This window comes from Streptomyces sp. NPDC090445 (genome assembly GCF_044769385.1).
Taxonomy (GTDB): domain Bacteria; phylum Actinomycetota; class Actinomycetes; order Streptomycetales; family Streptomycetaceae; genus Streptomyces.
This window is the reverse complement of the sequence record NZ_JBIVXV010000011.1, coordinates 1-20,372: the sequence shown is the minus strand read 5'-3', so window position 1 is coordinate 20,372 and position 20,372 is coordinate 1. Positions and strand designations below refer to the sequence as shown.

The following is a 20,372-nucleotide window of genomic DNA, read 5'->3' as shown; positions in this document are numbered from 1 at the left end:
ATGGCGCCGGCGAGCACGCGGTCAGGCGCTCGGCAGCGTGCCTGACCGGCTTGATCTTGGCGATTTGGCTGACCTGGTACTTCACTACCGGGGTCGGCCGGTTGTTACTCTTTCCGATCATGCGAGCCCTCTTCCCAGGATCCTTCGACCCGATCACTCAAGGGCACCAGGACGTTCTCCGCCGCGCCGCCCTCCTGTTCGACGAGGTCGTCGTCTGCGTGATGTTCAATGCGAGCAAGACCGGCCGCTTCCCCATCGCCGAACGGCTGGACCGGCTCCGCGCGGCAGCAGCCGGCCTGGGCAACGTCACGGTCGACTCCCACACCGGCGGCCTGCTGGTCGACTACTGCCGCCGAGTCGGGATCGACGTCGTCATCCGCGGAGTCCGCGGCGTTGCCGACCTGGACTACGAGATGCCGATGGCCCGCATGAACCACGAACTGGCCGGAGTCGAAACGTTCTTCATCGCTGCAGACCCCGCCCTGGCCCACATCTCCTCCACCCTCGTCACCGCGATGGGTCAACACGACCGTGTCCCGAACGATGATCTGGGCGATCGCGAAGCCGCTGATCCGGCCGTCGAGGGTGCGGCCGCAGGGCGGCGGCACGCAGGACACGCCTGATGAGACGCTGTTCGCGGCGATCGTCTACGTGCTGGTCAGCGGCTGCGCCTGGCGGGCCCTGCCGCCCTGCTTCGGGATATCGAAGCCCATGGCCCACCGCCGGTTCCTGATCTGGTCGAGGGCGGGAGTGTGGGGCCGGCTCCACACCTGAACGAATTCGTCGTGCCCCTCGACCGACTCGGATCCCGCCAGGCATCCGGAACCGCCGGCGAGTCCACCGTCGGCAAGTTCATCGCCGACTGGGACGTCGCTCGGCGATTGGCCCGCGCCCGGCACGTCATCAGCGACGGTCACACCCGGACCGGTCGGTTTTCCTCGGGAGTACGCCCTTGCGGCACGCGCCGGCGCCCGGGACGGCCTGAACGTACTGCACGCCTCACATCGGAACCGGACGTACCCGAGACGTACCCATGTGAAGCCTAAACAATATTTATTGCATATTTTTGCAACCTGGGGGTCGAGAAACGCCTCCCAAGAGGAGGACCCACCCGTTCTGCCCGCCCAGGGCAGCCGCACTGTTCGGAGCGAAGTTCGTGCACGAGTACCCGCAGTCGCAGCAGCCCAGGCGATCCCGCAAGAAGGTGTGGATCGGCTCCGCAGTGGCCGTGGCCCTGCTGGCCGGCGCCGGTGCCGGGTTGATCCACTGGAAGACGGACTGGTTCGACGGGAACGGCGAGTCCGTCAGCTACGGGAAGCCCTCGGCCGGACCGGGCAAGGAGACCGGCGGCGGGAAGCAGGCTTCCGCGCCGAGCGCGGACCCGGACGTGTCCCTCCCCACCGGTCCGTTCGCCGACTTCAAGCAGGCGGTCAAGCTGGACGACGGCACCCGCATATCCAAGGCCCGGGTGAAGGGCGCCAAGTCCGGCTTCGAGGGCAGCGTCTGGGTGTGGACGCCCAAGGAGTACGACCAGCCCGAGTACGCGAAGAGCGCCTTCCCGGTCATGATCGCGCTGCCCGGAGGCAACGGGAACGCCGACAACTACTGGGCGACCATGCCGAAGCTGGGCCTCCAGAAGGCCGTCGCCGAGGGCGCCGCAGCCGGGAAGAGCCTCCCGTTCATCCTGGTCATGCCGATCCTCAACCCGGACAACAAGTACTACTACGACGGCTCCGACATCCCCGGCCAGGCCAAGATGGGCACCTGGATCGGCGAGGACGTACCCGACCTCGCCCGGGCCAACTTCCGTACCTACAAGTCCCGCGACGGCTGGGCCTTCATGGGCAACTCCTCCGGCGCCTTCGTCGGCCTCAAGCAGCTCCTGCAGCGGCCGGACCGCTTCCGGGGCGTCATCGCCAACGGCGGCGAGATCGTCCCGGACTCCCCGCTCTGGAAGGGCCACCAGGCGGAAATGGACGCGAACAACCCCGAGAAGCTCGCCCCGAAGCTGATCAACAGCAAGGGCCCGGAGGTGAACGTCCTCTTCCAGTACGGCACCAAGGAGGGCGGCCGCGACCGGATGGAGAAGTTCCAGCAGCAGTTCGGCAAGGGCCCGATCAAGGTCACGATCCACGAGATCCAGGGCGGCGACCACAACGGCTGGGACTACGTCCGAGGCATGAAGGAAGGCCCCCTGGAGCAGCTCAGCAAGCTGATGAAGGGCCCGAAGCCGCAATAGGGGCGGTGAAGGGGAGCGGGGAAGGGGGCGGCTGCGGCCCCGGCCGCAAAGGGGTTGGGAGGTCGCGGAGGGTCTGCGGCAGGATGGGCGGATGAGCAGCCTTTCACAGCATTCCGCCGCCGAGCGCGAGCCGGACCCGGCCCGCGATGACGACACCTCTGCACCCGTGCCGGTGCGGGCTGCCGGGGCTGACGAGGCTGACAGGGCCGCCGGGGCTGCCGCGGAGCGGCTGCTTTCCGAACTCGCCCCGCTGCCGCACCACCGGCGTGTGTGCGCCGCCGTCGACCACGTCCGCGCCCTGCCCCCGGCCGAAGTGCCCGGCCTCCTCGGCGTTCTCGCCGACCCCGACCGGCAGGTTCCGCACGTCCGCGCCCTCGCCCTGATCTGTGCCCGGTCCGTGACCCCCGATCCCGCGCACGGCTCCGGCCTCACCGCCGTGCTCACCGCCGGCCTGACCGACCCGCACCGGTACGTCCGCACCCAGGCGCTGACGGCCCTCGCCGCCGGGCTGATCACCCCTGATCCCGCGCTCCTCCTCGCCGACCACGTGACCGGGGCGGCCCGCCGCGATCTGATCGGCCGGCTGCGGCGCCCGGCCGCCGATTCCGCAGATCCCGGCGCCGTCCGCCGCCTCGCGGACACGCTCGTGGAACCGCTGCGCGAGACCTGGGGGGATCACGAGGCGGCGCGGCTGCTGCCGGGCTGCTCTGCGGAGACGGTGCGCCGTCTGCTGCCCCTCCTGCACCACGCCCTGGGATGCTGGCCCGCCCTGACCCGCCGGCACCCCCTGGTGGTGTGGGAGTGGCTGGCCGGGGAGGCGGAGGCCCTCCCGGAGGCAGCCCGCGAGAACTGGTGGCGGTTCCGGGCCGCACCGGCCCTCACCGCGCTGGCCGCGGTCCAACCGGTCCGGGTCCTGGACCTGTTCGCGCTCCACGGACCGGCCCGGCTTCCCCACGGGCTCCTCCCCCACCTCCCCCGCTTCCTGACCCACGACCCCCGCCGGGTCGCCCGGCTGTGGCGGGAGGATCGGCTCGACCTCGTCCTGACCTCCCTCACCGATGCCGCCGCACGGCGATTCGTCCGCTCCCTGCCCGAGGACGAACTGCTCGCCACCCTCCGGCACCCTCGCTCCACCGTCACCGCCCTCGCCGCCGTGCTCCGCGCGCTGCCGCCCGGCCGGCGCGGTCCCGTCCTGGACGCGACCCGCAGCCGCAGCCCGCGCGACGCCCGGCTCGCGGACGCGATGTCGGCCGCCGGCCTCGAACGTCCCCCGATGCCCCAGGACCTGCTGCGGCTGCTGCCCTGCGATGCCGCCGCACCCCACGTCCGGCACGCCCTCTCGGCCGCCCGCGAGCGCGGCGCGACGCCGGCCGAGCTGTTCCTCCTGCGCGGCCTGCTCCCCTACGAGGACGCGGCCCCGGCGCTGCTCGCCGGAACCCGCCGGTCCGACGCGGACGAGCGCGGCGCGGCCTGGCGGGCACTGGTCGCCTGTGCGGCACGCTCGCGCCGCCCCGCCGCCGTGGCCGGGGTGGTGGCGGAACTGGCCGACCGGCTCCGCTCGGAGCAGGACCCGATCCGGACCCAGGCCCTGGGCGCGCTGTCGAGCGTGCCGCCCGGACTGTTCGCCGAGGCCGCGCCTGCGGCGCTGCACCGGATCGTCACGGACACCCTGGAGGCCCGCGACCGCTCGTTCGGCTCCGTGACGGCCCTGGCCACCGTCGCCCGCCGGGTGGCCTGCGCCCATGGCGCGCACCCCGGTACGCCCGGTGCGGCGCTCCTGGCCTGGGCCGTGGAGACGCTGCTGCGCGTGGACGGGGCCGGGCGCACCCCCGCCTGCGGCCCCCACACGCTCGGCACGCTGCGCCGGAATCCGCCGGCCGAGGCGGTCGAGGCGCTGGTGGGCGGCCTGCGTCCGCTCGTGACCGCCGCCCTCGACGCCGGTGACCCCGATCCCGTGCTCACCCTGGCCGAGACCCTCGCCGGCCCGGGCGGGAGCGGCGCCGCCCGTCGCGGAGCCCGCAGCCGGCCGGAGGGAACGCCGTGGCTTTGGACGGCGGTCGAACGGGTCCTGACCGGCACGTCGGATGAGCGCGTGGCCCGCCGCAGCGCGGACCTGTGGCTCGCGCCGGGCGCCCTGCGCCGAAGCCGGGTGCGTGCCCTGCTCGCCGAGGAGCCGAGTGCGATCGTCCTGCCCCAGGTCGTCGAGACGGTCGCCAGGCATGCGGACGACCTGCTGCCCGTCCTCCTCGCGCACCCCCTCGACACCCCGCCTGCCGGCCGCTTCCACCCGGCGGAGCACATCGGCCGCCCCCACGAGCGGTATCCGCTGCCGCCCGTGGTGCGTGCGGCCCACCGCTGGACCGGCGCCGCCTGCACGGCCGTCGCCGACTGGCTGGTCGCCGGCCTGCGCACCCGCCACCCCGACGCCGTGACGGCCACGGGCGGGGCCGGGGCCGGGAGCGTCAGCGTGCCCGGCGACGCCCTGCTGCGTGCCCTGGCCGCCGTCCCCGGCTCCGCCGGCATCGCGGAGGTACGCGCCCTCGCCACCGCCCGGGACGTGCCCACGGCCGAGGCCGCGCTGGCCGCGCTCCCGTACGCGGACCGCCCGGCGCTCGTCCTGCCCGACCTGCTGGCGCGAGCGGCCGACGACCGGGCCAGGGTGGCGGTGTACGCGATCGGTCGGGTCTGCCCCCACGTGCCCCCCGTGGACCTGGCCGCGCGTTTCCGGCCGGTGCTGGCCCGCAGTGAGGGTTCGAAGGTGACCAGCCGCAAGGAGATCGTGCGGCTGGCCGCCGACCGGCTGCCCGCCGCCCTCGCCGGCGAGGCGCTGGTCGCCGCGTTCACGGCCTCCGGGCAGCACCCGGACGTACGGGCGGCGGCAGTGGCGAGGGCGGCCGCCCTCGTGGCCCTGGAGCCGGTCGCGGCCTGCCTGGACGGCATCGCCCGCCAAGGCTCCGCCGCCGAGCGGGCGGCCTTGCTGCGGGTCTCCCCGTGGCAGCTGTCGGGGCCGGCGCGACAGCGGTACGCGACCCTGGTGAACGGGGTCTGCCACGCCCTGCTGACGGCCCCCGGTGCCGTACACGCCGAGGGGGCCGCGTCCACGGCGGCGGCGGACGAGGGCCAGAAGGACGGTCCGACACCGCAGCAGACGGCCGAGACCTGCCGGGTCCTGTACCGGTGGGCGCAGGCCGAGCCCTCGACCGTGCACTTCGGGCTGCTGCCCCGGCTGGTCGCCGACCCGCGCACCGCGGGACCGGTGTGGGAGGCGGCCGCCGTGACCGTGGTCGACGCGGCCCGGCAGGATCCCGGCGGCGCGGGAACCGTCCTCGCCGAGCTGCTCGCCGAGCTGCTCGCCGCCGGCGCGGGAGAGCAGCACCACGCCGCGGTGCGGCACCGGGTCGAGGCGCTGACCCGGGAGCTGGAACGGTGGGCGGGGCAGCGGCTGCCCGACACCTGCCGCCCCGTCTGGGAGCGGGCGTGCGCCCTGCTCGTCGCGCAGGACGCCACGCTCCGGCTCGGCGTGGGGCTGCGCACCACTTTGGGACCCGGCGCCGGTTCGGATCACGAGGCCTGGTTGCGCACGCAGGCCCGGCTGGTCCGGGACCGTCCGCTGCTCGCGGCCCGGACCGCCCGGTCGGAGGCCCGCCGCGCCGGCCGGCCGACCGCGAGCGGCCTGCGCGGGGACCTTGCGCGGTCCCGTTCAGCCGCCGCCCCGGACGCCCTCTTCACCGGCCTGTACGTGCTCGCGCGCGCGGAGGAGGAGCTGGGAGCGGCCCGTTCCGCCGGCGGCGACACCGCCACGCCCCTGACCGCCCTGACCGAGCTGTGCGGCCACCCCTCTCCGGACGTCCGGGACGCGGCGGCCGAGGCCGCCGGCCGGCCCTGAGCCGGGCACGCGGCGCACAAACCGGGGAAACACCCGGCGAAGGTCGCGGCGCCTCCAGGCGCCGCGACCTTCGCGCGTGTCCTTCTCGTCTTCGGCCGACAGCCCGGGTCACACCGCGAGCTCTACGGTGGAGCTGCCCGTGGGGCTCTGCACGACGGGCCTCTGCCGGTCCGCGCACTGCTGGGGGGTGTCGATTCCCAGGCAGAGGACCGATCCCTGGGGGACGGTGACGGTGCCGTCGCCCTTCGGCAGCGGCTTGCCGTCGACGCACAGTCCCGGGAGGCCCTTCGGGTCGTTGCAGTAGCTCTCCGGAACCACTCCGGACTCGGAGTCCGTCGACCCGGGCTGGTCCGCGCCCTCGGCGGGGTCCTGCTGGTCGGTGCCGTCCGTCTCGCCGGTCCTGTCCTCGGTCGTGTCCTCGGTCGTGTCCTCGGTCCTGTCTTCGCGCTCGTCGTTCTCTTGGCCGTTGGCGCCGCGGTCAGCCGGGAGGGTGACCGTGTGCGGCGTCGCCGGGGCGGCGAGCGCACTCGTGGGCAGCAGCGCGCCTCCTGCCGCCAGCGAAGCCGAGGCGGTGAACAGCGCCAGACGCAGAGTGCGGGAGGTACGAGACATGGGGAAACTCCTACGTGGGGGGTGGGGAGGAGGGGCCACCGGTTCTGCGTGAACCCGTGTCTCAAGTAAGCCCCGGGCGGCCGCACCGCGTCATGCCCCTGCATTTCGGGACTTGACGTAGCCCGGAATCCCTGACTCGCCGGGTGAAGCGGTGAGAGGCTTGGGGCAGGCGCCCGGGCCACACGCATCGGGCCGCTGTCAGTCGACCGGGACCGAGCGGGGGGGGCGGCGTGGAGACGGAACCGGAGACCCCCGAGCCCGAGGACGTCGTACGCGAGCTGCGGCGGGCCGAGGCGGCCGGTGCGGACCCGGAGGCGCTGGCAGAGCTGTGGAGCCGGGCGGCCTCCGCGTATCGCAGGCGCTTCTGGCGCGGCGGGGACCGCGCGGACCTGGACCTGGCAGTCGACGGCTGCCGAACGGCGCTCGCCACCGGCGCGGCGGGCACGACCGGCCGGGGAACACGCGCGAATGATCTGGCCGTCGTCCTGACCGACCGTTTCGATGTGACCGGTGACGACGGCGACCTCGCCGAGGCCATGCGGACGGTGCGGACGGCGATGGCGGAGGCAGCGGAGGACTCGGCGGTATGGGCGGAGTGCGCCGCCACGTTGGCGCTGTGTCTGTGGGACCGCTACGACGCCACGGGCTCGCTCACCGACCTCGATCAGGCAATCGCCCTCGGCGGCCGGGCCCTGGCCGTGCTTCCCCGCACCGCCCTCGGCTGGGCCAGGATCTGCAGCAACCTCGCCATGCTGCACATGGACCGCTACGAGCGGCTCGTCGAGGACGGTGACCTACGGGAATCGGTCCGCCTCGCCGAGGCGGCGGTGGAGGCCGCCCACGCGGACGATCCGGAGCTGGGAGGGTGGTTCAACAACCTGGGGAACGCGCTGCTGACCCGCTTCGGCATGCAGTTCGGGGACCGGGGGTCGCCCCGACCGGACGAGCACGTGGATCCGCACGACCTGGACGCGGCGATCGCGGCCTACCGCAGGGCGATCGAGGTCTCCCCCTGGGGCGTCGCCGGCCGGGCCACCTTCCTGTCCAACCTCGGGAACGCCCTCGTCGACAGAGCCGAGACGGACCGCCTCGCCGGGCGACCGGAGCGCGGCGAGCCGGTGCTGCGTGCGGCGGTCGACGCCCTCGCCGAGGCCGTGTCCATCACGGAGGCCACCGCACCGTATCTGGCGAGCCGCCTGAACGTCCTCGGGGCTGCCCAGAAGGCCGTCGCCGACGCGACGGGCTCGGCCGACGACATCGCCGCGGCGCGGCGGACGCTGCTGCGCGCCTGCACCGCGGGACTCCTGACCGCCCCCGAGATGACCGTGCACGCCGCCGACAACTGGATGCGCTGGGCAGTGCAGCGGTCGGCGTGGGAGGACGTCGGCGAGGCCGACGGGTACCTGCTCCAGGCGGTGGATGCGCTGCGGCGGGCACAGTCCCTGCGCCGCCACCACGAGGCGTGGCTGGCCGCGTTCCGCGGACTCGCCCAGGAGGCGGCGTACGCACTGGTCCGGCGCGGGCTGGCGGAGGATGCCGCGGCCCGGTTGGAGCGCGGGCGTGCGGTCCTCCTCAGCGAGGCGCTCGACCTGGTTCCCGCGGCAGTGGACCGGCTGCCCGAAGACCTGCGGCACCGCTACCTGCAAGCCGTCCGACGGGTGGAGTCAGCCCACGAGGACATGGGGTAGTGGGTTGTCATGACAACGCGTCGCCCCCTCGACGAGATCGTCCGCGCCTACCTGGCGGAGGACGACTTCCCCCTGGTCGGCCTGATCGTGCGCGCGCACCCCGAAATCCTGGACGAGCCAGCGGCCCGTACGCTCAGGCGGCTGGCGCCGGGAGGGCCGCGGGGCGGCCGGCTCCTCGCCGAGCAGCACACGCGCTTCCTCACCCGCTGCCGCGCCGACCCCGAGGCGGTCTTTCCACACGACAGCCCGGTCATTGATCCCACGTGCTATGCGCTCGTGGCCGACCGGCACCGGGAGGCGGAGCGCGCCGAGGTGAGGTTCACCGAGGCGGACTCACCCGGCCGCCGCGCCGAGCACGCCGCGCAATGGGCAGAGGCCTGGGGCAGGGTGATCGCGGAACCGGCCCTCGCCGACGCGCACCCCGCCCTGCTCGCCGCCCTGCTCAACGACGCCGGGCGGGCACACCTGCTGTGCTTCTTCGCCGTGGGCGGCGTCCGGCACCTGGAGCAGGCCCGCTCCTGCCTCGAGTCGGCGGTCGTGCTCACCCCCGCAACGTCTCCGCGAGCCGCCAGCCGCCGCAGCAATCTCGGCCTGGTCCTCAGCGAGCTGGCCGACGACCCCGGCACCCCGGATCCGGCGGACTGCCGCGCCCGGGCGTTGCGGCTGCTGCGCGACGCCGCTCGGTCGGCGCGGCCCGGCACCTCCGGCTGGGCCGACTGCCACGTCCGGCTGGCCCTGGGGCGGCTGCAGGCGTACTGGGAAACCGACCGGATCAGTCACCTGAACGCGGCGGTACGGGATCTGGCCTCCGTGTGGGGGACGGAAGCAGCCGGGGCGGACACGGCGCACACACTCGGCTGCGTGCTGCGCCAGCGGTATGCCGCCCGGGGCCACGGCGAGGACCTCGACCTGGCGGTGGCACTGCTGTCCGTTGCGGCCGACGCCACGCCCGCCGCTGCGCCCGAGCGGCTTCGCCGGCAGCTCGACCTCGGCATAGCCCTGCTCGACCGGCACCGGCGCGATGCCGCCGGTGCCGACCTGGAGGAGGCCGGCGAGGCACTGCACGCCGCAGCAGCCGCAGCACCCGAGACGTCCCGCGACCGCCCCGCCGCCGTGGGCCACTGCGCGGGCTACTGGTACCGCAGGTTCGAGGCGACCGGGTCGATGTCGGCCCTGGACGCCGCCCTGCAGCTCGCCCGGGAGGCCGCCGGGTCGCCTGTCGCCCGGGCCGGGGAGCGGGGCGCCCTGCTCGTCAACCAGGCGGTGATCACCGAGGAGACCGCGCGGCAGTCCGCGGACCCGGAGCTGTTCGACGAGGCCCTCGCCACGTTCGCCAAGGCCCTGGACGCCGATCCCCCGGCCGCCGTCCGGCGGGCGGCGCTGGCCGGCATGGGCAGCGCCTGGCGCGACCGGTTCGCCGTCAGCCGGGACGAGGGCGACCTCGCGCACGCGGTCCGCTGCCTCCGGGAGGCCCACGCCGACGTCCCGCCCCGCTCACCGGACGCCTCCAGGATCGGGCTCGCGTTGGCGTTGGCCCTGTTCGAGCGGTACGTGTTCACCGTGGACGGCCGGGAGGGGCTGCTCGACGCGCTGGCCATGGTGCGGGCCCTCGCCCGGCGGCGGACACCTCGCCTGGACCGCCACCGCATCCGTGCCGCACAGCTCATCCTGACGCTCGCCGCCGCGGAGGCCGGGCTTGTCCGGGTGTCGCTGCGGGCCACTCGCCGGGCGATGCGGCACGTGTGGGCCGACGAGGCGCGGACCGACCCGGAGATGCTGTGGTGGATCGGCTCGTTGTGGGGACGCTGGGCAAGCGCCGAGGCTCGCCCGAAGGACGCGGCCCTGGGGTTCCGGATCGCCGTCGAAACCCTGCACGGGCTGGCACGCAGCCAGACCGACCCGCGACACGGCACGTGGTGGCTGCGCTCCGGCGGCGAGCTGACCGGCGAAGCCGCCTACGCCAGCGCTGCGGCCGGCCGCCTGCAGGAGGCGGTACGGCTGATGGAGACCGGCCGCCTGGTCCTGCTGACGGAGGCGCTGACCCTGAGGAGCGCGCGGATCGGGCACGGTCCCGCCGGCCTTCCGCACGAGCTGCTCGACCGCCTGGCGGACGCGGCGCAGCGCGTACGGGCCGGCGAGAACGCGGCCCGGAACCCGGTCACAGCACCTTGACCCGCGCGAACTCCGGCAACCGGTCGGCTGCCGCGGCTGCCTCGCAACGGGCCAGAACGGACTCGTCGACGGGATCCAACCGCAGGTACCCCGGGTCGTCGGCCTGCAGGGGAGCCGCGTGGGCGGGGGCGAGCTCCGGCACGTCGACATGGATGTCGTCGCCGAGTGTGGCCGCGAGCGCCCCTGCCGGGGTGAGGGGCAGTCGCACCGGCCTGCCCGCGAGCCAGTCGAAGACCGCCGACCACACTGCGGGGACTCCGGGCAGCCCGCCGTGTTCCGCCCGGACGTAGCGGGTGTCGCCCACGGACTCCAGCTGCGCCGACGCCAGCGGAACGCGGCCGTCGCCCTCGCGGTGCGGATCTCCGGGCCTTCTCGTGGTCACGCGGTCCATGTGCTCCCACAGGAATCCGAAGGCCGGCCGGTAGGCCAGCCGGAACAGCGTCCGGTACCCCACGCCGGCGATCACCAGCATCCGGTCCCGGCGTTCCTGGGGCAGCGATCCGTGCCACGCCGCCAGCCGGACGTGGAAGTCCCGGGCCCCGTCCAGTGCCCGCTGCAGCCGGGACTGCTCGGACGGATCGAGCCCGAGGCGGTAGGCGCCCGCATCGTACAGGTCGAAGTTGGCGCAGGGGTGCGTCTGCGGATCGGCGTCTGCGGCCGTCGGGTCCGGTGCCGCCCTGGTGCCCGGGTAGACCCCTGCGGGTGCCGGAAGCAGGTCGAGGACGCCCCAGAGCGACCGGAAGGTGGCCCGGGAGAGATGGCGGCCGAGGAGGGCGAGCAGTTCGAATCCCCACAGGTGGTTCTTCAGGTAGCCGGCGATCGCGGGAGAGCCGTAGTGCGGCGTGCCGAGGAAGGCGATCCGGCCGACGCGGTCCCAGAGGTCGGGCGCCTGCCTCAGTGCCTCCCGGACGACGAGGCCGCCCATGCTGTGGGCGACGAGGTGTACGGGCCGGTTGCCGTTCCGGCGGAACGTGTCGTTCACCAGGTCCCGCAGCCCGCCGGCCACAGCCGGGACGGGCCGGCGCCAGTCGTAGGGGAAGGTGAGGTGCCCGACGTCGTCCTGCGCCAGGGCCGCGGTGCAGAAGGCGTCGTAGCTCGCGTCCACGGCGACTGGGGTGATGCGCGCACCCGGGGTGGCGTCCTTCTCCCCGTCGGCGGTGAGCCCGAGCTGGTCCAGCCGACGGCGGGTGCGGACGTCGAGCCACCACACCCCGCCCAGTCCCGTGCTGGCGAGGATGCTGCCCATGACCCCCGGCACGAAGACGAGGTTGGGCGCATGGTCCTCCCCGAGGTGGACGGCGCCGCCCGGGATCCTTCCGGCGAGGCGGAGGTACGCGTCGACGGCCGGTGTGCCGAGGTGGGGCCGAAGTTGTTCGCGGACCGCCGCATCCCGGATCATCTCCAGGCGTCGGGCGGCCCCGCCGGACCGGAACCGTTCCCAGGGGTCGGTGCTCATCGGTCCTTCCCTTCTTCCGCGGTGGAGGCGGCGCCGAGACGCCGCACGTGGTCGTCGTCCGCCTGGTAGAGCAGACCGTCGTTGACGTAGCCGTAGAAGAGGCCGCCGAGGTTGCGATAGCGCTGCCACAGGAAGCGTCTGGCCTGGGCCAGCGACTCCCCCACCGGCGCCCGGTCCGTGCCCGTCGTGCCGTAGAGGAAGCTGAAGAACGTCGTGGCGAACCGGGCTGCGAGACCGGGTGGGACGCGGCCCTCGGTTCCGATGTAGGCGCGGCACTCCCGGTCCAGGAAGCCGTCCATGAGCTGGTTGACCAGCAGAGGGTCGCTTTCGTTGGTGCCGCAGGCGTTGACGAAGACGACCGGCCTGTCGGTGAACGGATCACTGCCCATGTCGACCCGGCGCAGTACGTCGCCCGCGTCGTTGGTCGGGCCGAGCCGCAGCCGCGGATCGCTGCCGGTGCCGCTGGTGCAGTGGCAGTAGAAGTACAGCAGGGACACCGGGCGCGGCTCCGGGGCTGCCAGGAACCGTGACAGGTCGGTGATGCTCGGTTCGCCGTCCGGCAGCAGGAGTGCCGGCTGCCAGCGCCTCAGCTCCTCGGCGTGCCGCCGGGCTTCGGCGCCGACGGTGTCGGACGGATCCTGAACCCAGTAGAGCAGGTGCGCCCGGGTGGTCCGGCGCCAGTCGCCCAGCGCACGCGAGCCCCTGGTCTGCCGCCTCATCCACCCCAGCCGGAAACGCAGTCCGAGGAAGGCCGACGGGTCGACCGGCCGGCCCGGAGACACCGGGTCCAGGTGAAGCAGCGGCAGCGGCACGTGGGGAACCCGGTCCGTCACGCCTTCCAGCCAGTTCACGGTCAGGCGGTCGCCGTGCTTCAGCCGTTCCACGTACTGCCGGAGCTCCTCGTCCGCGAAGAGGGCCCGGTAGAGCTGGTAGCCCTCGAACGCCAGCTCGCGCAGTTCGTCGCTCTCCGCGACTGCGGACCAGGCCGAGGCGAACGGCTCGCGCGGTGTGTGCTCGTCGGCCACCCAGTCGGGTGACGGCACGTGATGGGCGAGGTCCGCCCACAGGTCCTCCGCCGAGACCAGATCGAACTGCTCGCTGTACGCCTGCCGGAGCCGGTCGAGCGCGCCGCGGACGTTCGCCACCCGGGCTTCGAGGCTGCCCGTGGTCGCCGTCCACGGAACCTGGGCGAACACGCCGAAGTCCTCGCAGCGGACCATCGCCGTGCCGGCGGAGACGACGGTGACGTCCAGGTGGCTTGTGGGCCGCTGCCAGGCGGACGTCGGGACCAGCCCGGCGTGTGCGGCCGGCAGGCTCCCCACGGTGAGGACGGCGACCGCCGGCTGCGCCTGCGGCTCGTCGTCCTCCTCGCATTCCGCCGGGGCCGACGCGGGCCGGACGTCGATCGACACGGCGAGGCGTCGGTACAGGTCGTCGCCGACGAAGAGGAAGGCGTCGAGCCGGGCGTCCGGAGCGGTCACCGGTGTCAGACGGATCCTGCGTCGTGCCGAGTCGCTGTCCGCGGGGATGACGAGCGGGAAGGCGGCGCACCACTGGGTGCGGTCGCCTGCCTCCACGGTGGAGCACAGGATGTCGGGGTCTTCCGGGTCGGCTTCGAGCCGTACCGACGTCGAGGACAGTACGCAGCGGGTCACCAGTCCGCCGGCCGGGACCTCGGCGGCGGGCACGTGCACCTCGTCGGAGTAGCGGGCGTCCGGGCCGTCGGCGGTGGCCATGAGGACGGCCGTGTACGGCTGTCCCTCGTCCAGCGGGCGCAGGTCGTCCTCGTCCCGCTCCTCGATCCAGAGGGTCACCACGCGGCCGTCGACACCCGGGCGGTCGTCCGAGGCCGTGCGGCCGTGGCCGTCGGAGACCCGCACCGGGTCGAGGTTCGGGCCCTCGGGTCCGGCGGGCCCGCCGAGCCGGGCGATGACCCAGCGGCGGACCTCGGGCGACGGGGGCGAGAGCAGCAGGAGCCGCCGAAGCACCGGGAGAGCGCGGCCGGGCGGACGCCTGAGCGCCTCGGCCAGTGCTTCGTCCAGAGTCGCGGCCTCCTGCGGTGGCAGGAACCGGTGCGCAGCGGACCGCAGGGCGGCTGCCAGGGTTCTGAGCTGCATCTCGTCCAATGGCGGTTCCCACTCCTCGTCGTCAGACGCCGATGTGGGCGAAGGCGGCCCACCCGGTCATCGACCCGTCCTGCCGGTCCGGCGAGCCGTCCTCGGCAGAGGCGAGGAGGGACAGCCTGTCCAGGACCTCCTGCGCGACCGAGGGGGGTGGCCACTTCCCCATGCCGTCGAAGTGTTCCGCCCTGGTCCGGAGTGTGCTGTCGCGCAGCCAGATCTGGGCCTTCCGCAGGGCCGCCGCGGGGTCGTCGGGTGCCTCGCGCCAGTGCCGGTAGAACTCGATCATCAGCATGGCCGACGCGAGGTCGGGAACGGCCCACATGGAGGCGATCACCCCGGCCGCGCCGGCCTGGATCAGCCCGGTGGGCAGCGATACCACCTCGTCGGGCAGTTCGGTGCCGGGCAGCAGCGTCTCGCAGGCCGACAGGACCGCCAGCCGGATCCGCACCTCCTGCGCCATCAGCATGGAGAGGGTGACCTCCTCGCCGGGTGCGAGGATCAACCGGCTGTTGAGCGGTGCGGCCAGGTCGGCCAGCCCGTGGCAGGCGACATGGAGGACGTCGGCCTCCGCCAGCCGGGTGAGGAGGCCGTCGGCCGTCAGGCGCCGCTCCAGCGAGCCGCCGGCGAAGGCCAGCCGAGCGGCCCGGGCTTCCGCTGCGGACATCGGAAGGTCGTTGGCCCGCGGGGGCGGTGCGACGGCGAGGACCCTCCTCCCGGGGACGGCGTCCGCGACGGCACGCGCCGCCGACAGGGTGCGCGCGTTCGGCGCGTAGGAGATCTGGAGGCGGTCCAGCGCGTACTCACGGCCGGTCGGCCGAGCCGGGTCCGGCCGCCATGCGGCGTGCAACGGCAGCAGCCCGAGCAACCCGCCCGGGATCAACGTCACCTTGGATGCTGCCCGGCCGTCTGCCTCCGGACCTGCGAGTTCCTTCACCAACGGTCCCATGGCCGTCGGCCACAGCCAGCCCGTGAGGTCAGCCAGGGCGTCGTCCCACCGCCGCCGGGCGGTGGCGAGTCCCACGCCGCCCTCCGCGTCGGCCGCCCGGCCGGATGGCCCCGCGGACTTCGTCTCCGCAGCCCGGTACTCGGCGTATCGATCCAGATAGCCGCGCAATCCGTCCGCCACGGCACGCCTGGAGAGCTCGGGCAGGGCGACTTCGGCGACATCAGCGCCACGCACCACCAAGGCCACACCGCCTCGCTCGGCCGCAGCGAGATAGACGACCGGCTGCGCTCGCGCAGCCTCGGCGACGTCGTCGAAGGAAGGCGCCGCCAGGAAGTTCCGAAAGCGCGGCACCTGCTGGATCTCGGCGATGACCGCGTCGAGGGCGGCACGCGCCTCCCGCAGGGCCTTTGCAGGATCGGTCACGGCGCTTCCCCCGCCGCCAAGCCGCCACGCACGGGCCTGTGTCCTCCCCCTGGCCTGCGATCCCCAGGCCTGCGATGCCGTTTCAGCCCTTGCCTCCGCCCCGGTGCGCGGCTCTCCGCCCCGTCACGGTCGAGCGGCATGCAACCCCCAGACTCAGGTGGCCCGATGACGCTTGCTCACTCCAGTATGGCCGCGCCCGACCTGCTCTGTACGAAGAACCGCATACCGGCCCCGGCAGGCCTCGGCCTCGGCCGCAGCCGCAGCACTCGCCGCCGGAATGAGCGATCATGAACTTCGATCCACGGAGGAATGGGGCCATGGGGAACCTGGAAATGAGCACCGGCGACATGCGGGCCGTGATCCGGCTGCTGACGGCGGTGGAGCGGACGCCCGAACAGGACCGCGTCCTCGGCATCGCGCGGGAGCGGTGTGCACAGGTCGACGCCCGCCTCGAAGACGCGCGCATCACGCTGGGGGTGCCGGTCGCCCAGGCACTGGAGGAACTCCTGGAAGGCAATCCCAGCGCGGACCTGGAGCCCGGCTACACGTATGCCTTCCAGGCGCTGGTGGCGGTGAACTTCTCCGACACCTACGACCTCGGCTACTGGCGGCGGCCGTCCTGGTTCCACACCGTCGACGAAGAGATGACCCGCAACGGGGTGCCGGCCGACCTCGCGCCCGCCGCGCTCCTGTTCGGCGGCCCGCCGATCCTGCTCCCGCATCCGGGCGACGCGGTCCCGTGGATCGGCACGTTCCCGGCTTCCCGGGCCGCCGAGCTGGTCGAGGCGTACGAGGCGGTCCTCGACCGGCTCGACCCTGACGTACGCGAGACGGCGGAAATGCTGCTGGAGCCCATGCGGGTCGAGGCCCATGAGTGGGAGGCGACGAAGAAGGCGGGCCGCACCGAGGACACCGTCTTCTTCTGGCTCCACTGAACGTCAGGGCGCAACGATGTCCGACAGGCACGATGAGACAGGTTTCCGGCTCGGCTGGCGCGGCACCCACTACTCCGGCATGCCCGTTGAGGACCTGTGGCTGGCGGTTGGCAAGGCCCCGGACGGGTCCTGGTGGTTCGACGCGTACTCCATCGGGCGCGTGACACTGCCCGGTGGCGCACCCCGGGCCGCCGCATTCGCCCACTGGCTGCTGACATCCCCGCCCGAAGGCCCGTACGAGAAGGAGTTCATGCTGATCCACGGTGAGCCGCAGCGCGGATCACGACGGCTCACGGACGGTACCCGGCTCACCGTGGAGATCCTGATGGGTCGTGAAGAAGCGGGTGGACCCGAGTACCTTCAGATGCTCCTGACCGGCGAGATTCGCGCCTTCGCCTTCGAGGTGTGCGCACCGCTGGAATGCCGACCGGTACCCCGCGCCGATCTCGAAGCCGCCGCGGCCCGACTCCTGACGATCGCCTCCGGCTGAGGCCCGAAGGCGACGCTGCTGCCGCAGGACCGCCCGGGGGGACGGGCGAGACACACCGTCCCCTTACGCCGCGTACACAAAGCACTCGATAGACTACACAGCGTGACACACAATGTCGGCGGCGCGCCGCTTCGCTCGGATGCCCCCAGTCACATCTACTCCTTCGACGTGGGGGCCGGCAGCTGGCAGGGGCTGTTCGCCTCCCGGGTCACCTCCTGGCGCCATCTCCGGGACGCCCGCGGCGCCGGGGTGCAGAACCGGGCGCTCGCCGCGGCCATGGCAGTCACCCAACGGCTGACCGGGCCGTCCCGGCTGGAGTCGACCATCGTGGCGGATCCGTCCGCAGGCGCCTTCGGCGTCGCCGACAACGCGGTCAGGCTCTCCCAGTTCGGCGTGACCCTGTACCGCCGGATCTCATGACGCAGGACGCCACTGCCGTCGCCGCCGCGAAGGTCGCGGGAGTCGTCCGGGAACTCACCGCCCGCGTCATGCAGTACGACGCCACGCGGGATCGCCGCGCGGTCTTCGCGTACACGTACTTCCGGCTGACGTCCGACCTCGCCGCGAACCTGCGGACGAACACCCTGTCGTTCAGGGAGCCCGAGTGGGTCGCCGACCTGTCCGTCACCCTCGCCGCGGCCTACTCCACCGCAATGGACGCCATCGACAGCTGGCTGGGCCTGGGTGCCGCCCGTCCCGACGGCGCGCCCGGCGGCGAAGTCCGGGCCGCCGACATGCCGGAGAGCATCCCGAAGCCGTGGCGTGACGTGTACGCCGCCTCGACCGTGCGGCACTCCTACGTCCTGGAAGAAGTACTGTTCTCGATGATGGCGCACATGTCGTACGACCTGCCCCTGGCACTCCGGGCCCTGGACCCGGCCGCCCACGGTGACCTGCGCCGTCACATCGCCGACTTCCACCGCATGAACGACCTGCTGGCTTCCTCCGTCGACGGGGTCCAGGACGAGATCTCAGCCCGCTACTGTCGTCGACTGCACTCGCTGGACCGCCTGTTCACCCGTGACGACGAGCTCTTCACCAGCTACGGGATCCGGGTTGCGCGGGGCATGGCCTGGTTCAACTGCCACAGACTCCTGGATCCGGATGCGGCGGCCGAGGCGCAAGGCTCCATCAGCAGGTCGACGGCTGCGTTCATCGCCGAATTCCGCTCTCCCGACGACTGGAAGCGCCGCCACGCCTTCCGCGTCCTGCGAGCCCTGGTCCCCTCCCGCAGGCAGTGGCCGCCGGCGGGCACTCCGCCGGCCTGACCATCCGGCCGGGCCGGACGGGAGGAAGGAAGCGCGTAGGCCTCCAGGTGGAGCCGGACGAGCTGTGCTGCAAGTCGGCGGCGCATACAGCCAGACCGGAGGCCACCGAAGCCAGCCGCCCGCTTCCTTTCGCTGGATGTGACGCGTCGCAACTCAGAATTCGGCATCAACGCCGTACGTGCGTACGGCCAGTACACGGCAACCCACGCCTGATGGCCACGCTCCAGCTGTTCCTCAACGATGCGTCACCGAGCCGGTGCCGCGGCGGATGATCCGCATCGGGATGTCACAGTGCCCGGCGCATGCAGGCCCTCGGCCACCGGTCCAGGCCGTGTGCCGCTTCGTGCTCGCGGATCTGCCGCAGACCGGGAGTGAGGCTGCTGTCGTCCATGAGTCGGAAACCGCAGCGTGCGTAGTAGGGGGCGTTCCACGGGACCTGGGTGAACGTGGTGAGGGTGAGGGCGGGCGCCCCCGTGCTGGTGGCGTGGGCCGCCAGATGGTCCAGCAGCAACCGGCCGATACCGCGACGCGAGCTGTCCGGGTGCACCGAGACCTGCTCGACGTGGAGGTTGCCGTCGACGCGGTCGGCGATCAGGTAGGCGGCCGGTGCGTCGGTGTCGTCGGCCGCGACCCAGGCCAGCCCGGCGTGGCGGTAGCGGGCGAGTTCATCCAGCGGGAGTGGCTCGTCGTCGGCGACCTCCGGCATGCCGATGTCCCGGAAGCACTGCCCGGCGGCCCTCTCGATGTCCTGGAGCAGGGGCAGTTCGTCCAGGCGTACGGCTCGGATATGCATGGACGCATTCTCCCCGGCATGCCGGTCAGCGCCACCGATTAAAGGTTTCATGACGACGGTCCACCGTCGGTGGCTGCGCGGCGCAGGCCCGCGTCGACAGGCCCGTGCGGTGCTCACGCCGGATGCCGATGCCGCTGGGTGCAGCACCGTCGTCAAGGTCCAGGCCGCGGAGGGCGCGTTCACGGGGATGAGGGAGGCCGTGCTGCTGGCCGAGGCCGGCCCGGAGCGCTTCTTCACGCCGCACCCGTACGGGCCGGACGTCGCCGGCGGGCTGCCGTACCACATCGGAGACCTGGAGCAGTGGGACGCGCGGTTCCCCGACCATCCGCTGACCCTGGTCCGGGCCGAGCTGAACCGGATCGCGCCCACGGTGACGCTGCACCTCTCGTTCAAGGCCCTGCCGCCGTTCGGCCAGGCCGAGCCGCCGCAGCCCCACGCCGCTCCCTGAGCGGATGACGGGCGCCGTCGCGGCATCCTTCGCGTGTGTCTCTTCGCGGTGGGTGAGGATGACGAGGTCGGCGTCATCCTCCGGCCGGCATCAGCACGTGCCGTGCTGCCGTCCGTCGTGTGGGGGAACCCCAGAGCGCTGTGCGCGCCCCTCCCCCGCCGTGCCCGGGAAGCTGGAGGCGTGGCTGACGGAGCCCGCGCCGTGGCCCAACCCTGTTCAGTGGTCTGCCCGTTCGCGGGCGTCCGGCCCGCGCGTTGCGGCCTAGGCTGCGGGCATGGATTCGCATCGCTATCTCTCGGAACTGTTCTCACTGGACGGCCGGGTCGCCGTGGTGACGGGCGGCAGCTCCGGCATCGGACGAGCCGTCTCCGGTGCTCTCGCGCGGGCGGGGGCCAGCGTGGTGCTCGTGGCGCGCAAGGAGGCGGAACTGGCCGCCGCGGTCGACGAACTGGCATCGGAGGGCTGCCGGGCAGCCTGGGTGAGTGCCGACCTCGGCACCCGCGACAGGGTGCGCGCGGCGGCGGAGCAGGCAGCCGAGGTGTTCGGCGAGCCTGACATCCTCGTCAACAGTGCAGGGATCAACCTGCGGCCGCCGATGGGCGAGCTGGGCGAGGACGTGTGGGACGCCACGATGGCGCTGTGAGGTTCCCCCGCTGCGCGGGAGTGGCTGACTAGCTGGTCAGGGCGGGTCGACGTGGTTTCAGGTTCACTTGTTCAGCGGCTGCCTGGTTGGCGTAGTGCTTCTCCTCGAACTCGATCGGGCTGAGGTAGCCCAGCCGTTTCTGGATGCGGCGGGGATTGTAGAAGCCGTCGATGACCCTGTTGCCTAATTGATGTCATGCTGCGAGGTCGAGGGCGGCGAGTCGGGAGGCACGGGTGCGGGCGAGCGGGGT

General features: G+C 73.1%; 14 protein-coding genes and 3 pseudogenes. 12 read left to right on the top strand and 5 right to left on the bottom strand.

Annotated features, from left to right (window positions below; all coding sequences use genetic code 11):
* The first annotated feature begins 119 nt into the window (after nucleotides 1-119).
* The 4 genes and pseudogenes from coaD (at nucleotide 120) to ACIQUT_RS21595 (ending at nucleotide 6,125) form a co-directional block, all read left to right on the top strand.
* On the top strand, nucleotides 120-623 hold the full coding sequence (gene coaD, locus ACIQUT_RS21610; RefSeq protein WP_403564745.1) for a pantetheine-phosphate adenylyltransferase: 504 nt from the start codon (nucleotides 120-122) through the stop codon (nucleotides 621-623).
* A pseudogene (locus ACIQUT_RS21605) lies at nucleotides 544-768 on the top strand (transposase); the annotation flags it as partial. The gene coaD and the pseudogene ACIQUT_RS21605, both read left to right, overlap by 80 nt.
* 388 nt (nucleotides 769-1,156) lie before the next feature.
* Nucleotides 1,157-2,239, top strand: a complete 1,083-nt coding sequence (locus ACIQUT_RS21600) for an alpha/beta hydrolase (RefSeq protein ID WP_403564743.1) — start codon at nucleotides 1,157-1,159, stop codon at nucleotides 2,237-2,239.
* Between the two features lie 91 nt (nucleotides 2,240-2,330).
* A complete protein-coding gene (locus ACIQUT_RS21595) occupies nucleotides 2,331-6,125 on the top strand; it encodes a hypothetical protein (protein WP_403564741.1) in 3,795 nt (1,264 codons plus the stop codon).
* Between the two features lie 108 nt (nucleotides 6,126-6,233).
* Here ACIQUT_RS21595 and ACIQUT_RS21590 read toward each other — a convergent pair whose 3' ends face one another.
* Nucleotides 6,234-6,737 (bottom strand): hypothetical protein, encoded by a 504-nt coding sequence (locus ACIQUT_RS21590; RefSeq protein WP_403564739.1) that lies wholly within the window; start codon nucleotides 6,735-6,737, stop codon nucleotides 6,234-6,236.
* A 230-nt stretch (nucleotides 6,738-6,967) separates the two neighbouring features.
* On the opposite strand from ACIQUT_RS21590, the gene ACIQUT_RS21585 reads away from it, so the two are divergent.
* Both ACIQUT_RS21585 and ACIQUT_RS21580 read left to right on the top strand, forming a co-directional pair.
* The gene (locus tag ACIQUT_RS21585; protein WP_403564737.1) at nucleotides 6,968-8,425 is read left to right on the top strand and encodes a hypothetical protein; all 1,458 of its coding nucleotides are present in this window, start codon (nucleotides 6,968-6,970) and stop codon (nucleotides 8,423-8,425) included.
* 9 nt (nucleotides 8,426-8,434) lie between these two features.
* Nucleotides 8,435-10,597 carry a hypothetical protein gene (locus ACIQUT_RS21580; protein WP_403564735.1) on the top strand — a complete coding sequence of 721 codons (2,163 nt, stop codon included), beginning with the start codon at nucleotides 8,435-8,437 and terminating at the stop codon, nucleotides 10,595-10,597.
* Here the strand turns inward: ACIQUT_RS21580 and ACIQUT_RS21575 are convergent.
* Genes ACIQUT_RS21575 through ACIQUT_RS21565 form a run of 3 tightly spaced genes read right to left on the bottom strand, consistent with a single transcriptional unit; the run spans nucleotide 10,584 to nucleotide 15,545 of the window.
* Nucleotides 10,584-12,053 carry an esterase/lipase family protein gene (locus tag ACIQUT_RS21575; protein ID WP_403564733.1) on the bottom strand — a complete coding sequence of 490 codons (1,470 nt, stop codon included), beginning with the start codon at nucleotides 12,051-12,053 and terminating at the stop codon, nucleotides 10,584-10,586. The genes ACIQUT_RS21580 and ACIQUT_RS21575 overlap by 14 nt on opposite strands.
* On the bottom strand, nucleotides 12,050-14,179 hold the full coding sequence (locus tag ACIQUT_RS21570) for a hypothetical protein (protein ID WP_403564731.1): 2,130 nt from the start codon (nucleotides 14,177-14,179) through the stop codon (nucleotides 12,050-12,052). The genes ACIQUT_RS21575 and ACIQUT_RS21570 overlap by 4 nt, the downstream gene beginning before the upstream one ends.
* A 22-nt stretch (nucleotides 14,180-14,201) precedes the next feature.
* Nucleotides 14,202-15,545 carry a CHAT domain-containing protein gene (locus tag ACIQUT_RS21565; protein WP_403564729.1) on the bottom strand — a complete coding sequence of 448 codons (1,344 nt, stop codon included), beginning with the start codon at nucleotides 15,543-15,545 and terminating at the stop codon, nucleotides 14,202-14,204.
* Nucleotides 15,546-15,862: 317 nt separating this feature from the next.
* On the opposite strand from ACIQUT_RS21565, the gene ACIQUT_RS21560 reads away from it, so the two are divergent.
* From ACIQUT_RS21560 to ACIQUT_RS21545, 4 genes are all read left to right on the top strand, one after another.
* Nucleotides 15,863-16,480 carry a hypothetical protein gene (locus ACIQUT_RS21560; RefSeq protein WP_403564727.1) on the top strand — a complete coding sequence of 206 codons (618 nt, stop codon included), beginning with the start codon at nucleotides 15,863-15,865 and terminating at the stop codon, nucleotides 16,478-16,480.
* Nucleotides 16,481-16,496: 16 nt separating this feature from the next.
* Nucleotides 16,497-16,970 carry a hypothetical protein gene (locus ACIQUT_RS21555; RefSeq protein WP_403564725.1) on the top strand — a complete coding sequence of 158 codons (474 nt, stop codon included), beginning with the start codon at nucleotides 16,497-16,499 and terminating at the stop codon, nucleotides 16,968-16,970.
* Nucleotides 16,971-17,072: 102 nt separating this feature from the next.
* A complete protein-coding gene (locus ACIQUT_RS21550; RefSeq protein ID WP_403564723.1) occupies nucleotides 17,073-17,390 on the top strand; it encodes a hypothetical protein in 318 nt (105 codons plus the stop codon).
* Nucleotides 17,387-18,238 (top strand): DUF5995 family protein, encoded by an 852-nt coding sequence (locus tag ACIQUT_RS21545; RefSeq protein ID WP_403564721.1) that lies wholly within the window; start codon nucleotides 17,387-17,389, stop codon nucleotides 18,236-18,238. Before ACIQUT_RS21550 ends, ACIQUT_RS21545 begins: the two co-directional genes overlap by 4 nt.
* Before the next feature lie 286 nt (nucleotides 18,239-18,524).
* On the opposite strand, the gene ACIQUT_RS21540 is transcribed toward ACIQUT_RS21545, so the two are convergent.
* Entirely contained in the window at nucleotides 18,525-19,031 is a 507-nt protein-coding gene (locus ACIQUT_RS21540; protein WP_403564719.1) for a GNAT family N-acetyltransferase, read from the bottom strand.
* A 133-nt stretch (nucleotides 19,032-19,164) separates the two neighbouring features.
* On the opposite strand from ACIQUT_RS21540, the pseudogene ACIQUT_RS21535 reads away from it, so the two are divergent.
* Both ACIQUT_RS21535 and ACIQUT_RS21530 read left to right on the top strand, forming a co-directional pair.
* A pseudogene (locus ACIQUT_RS21535) lies at nucleotides 19,165-19,479 on the top strand (hypothetical protein); the annotation flags it as partial.
* A 274-nt stretch (nucleotides 19,480-19,753) separates the two neighbouring features.
* Nucleotides 19,754-20,119: pseudogene (locus tag ACIQUT_RS21530) on the top strand (SDR family NAD(P)-dependent oxidoreductase); the annotation flags it as partial.
* Nucleotides 20,120-20,372: the final 253 nt, after the last annotated feature.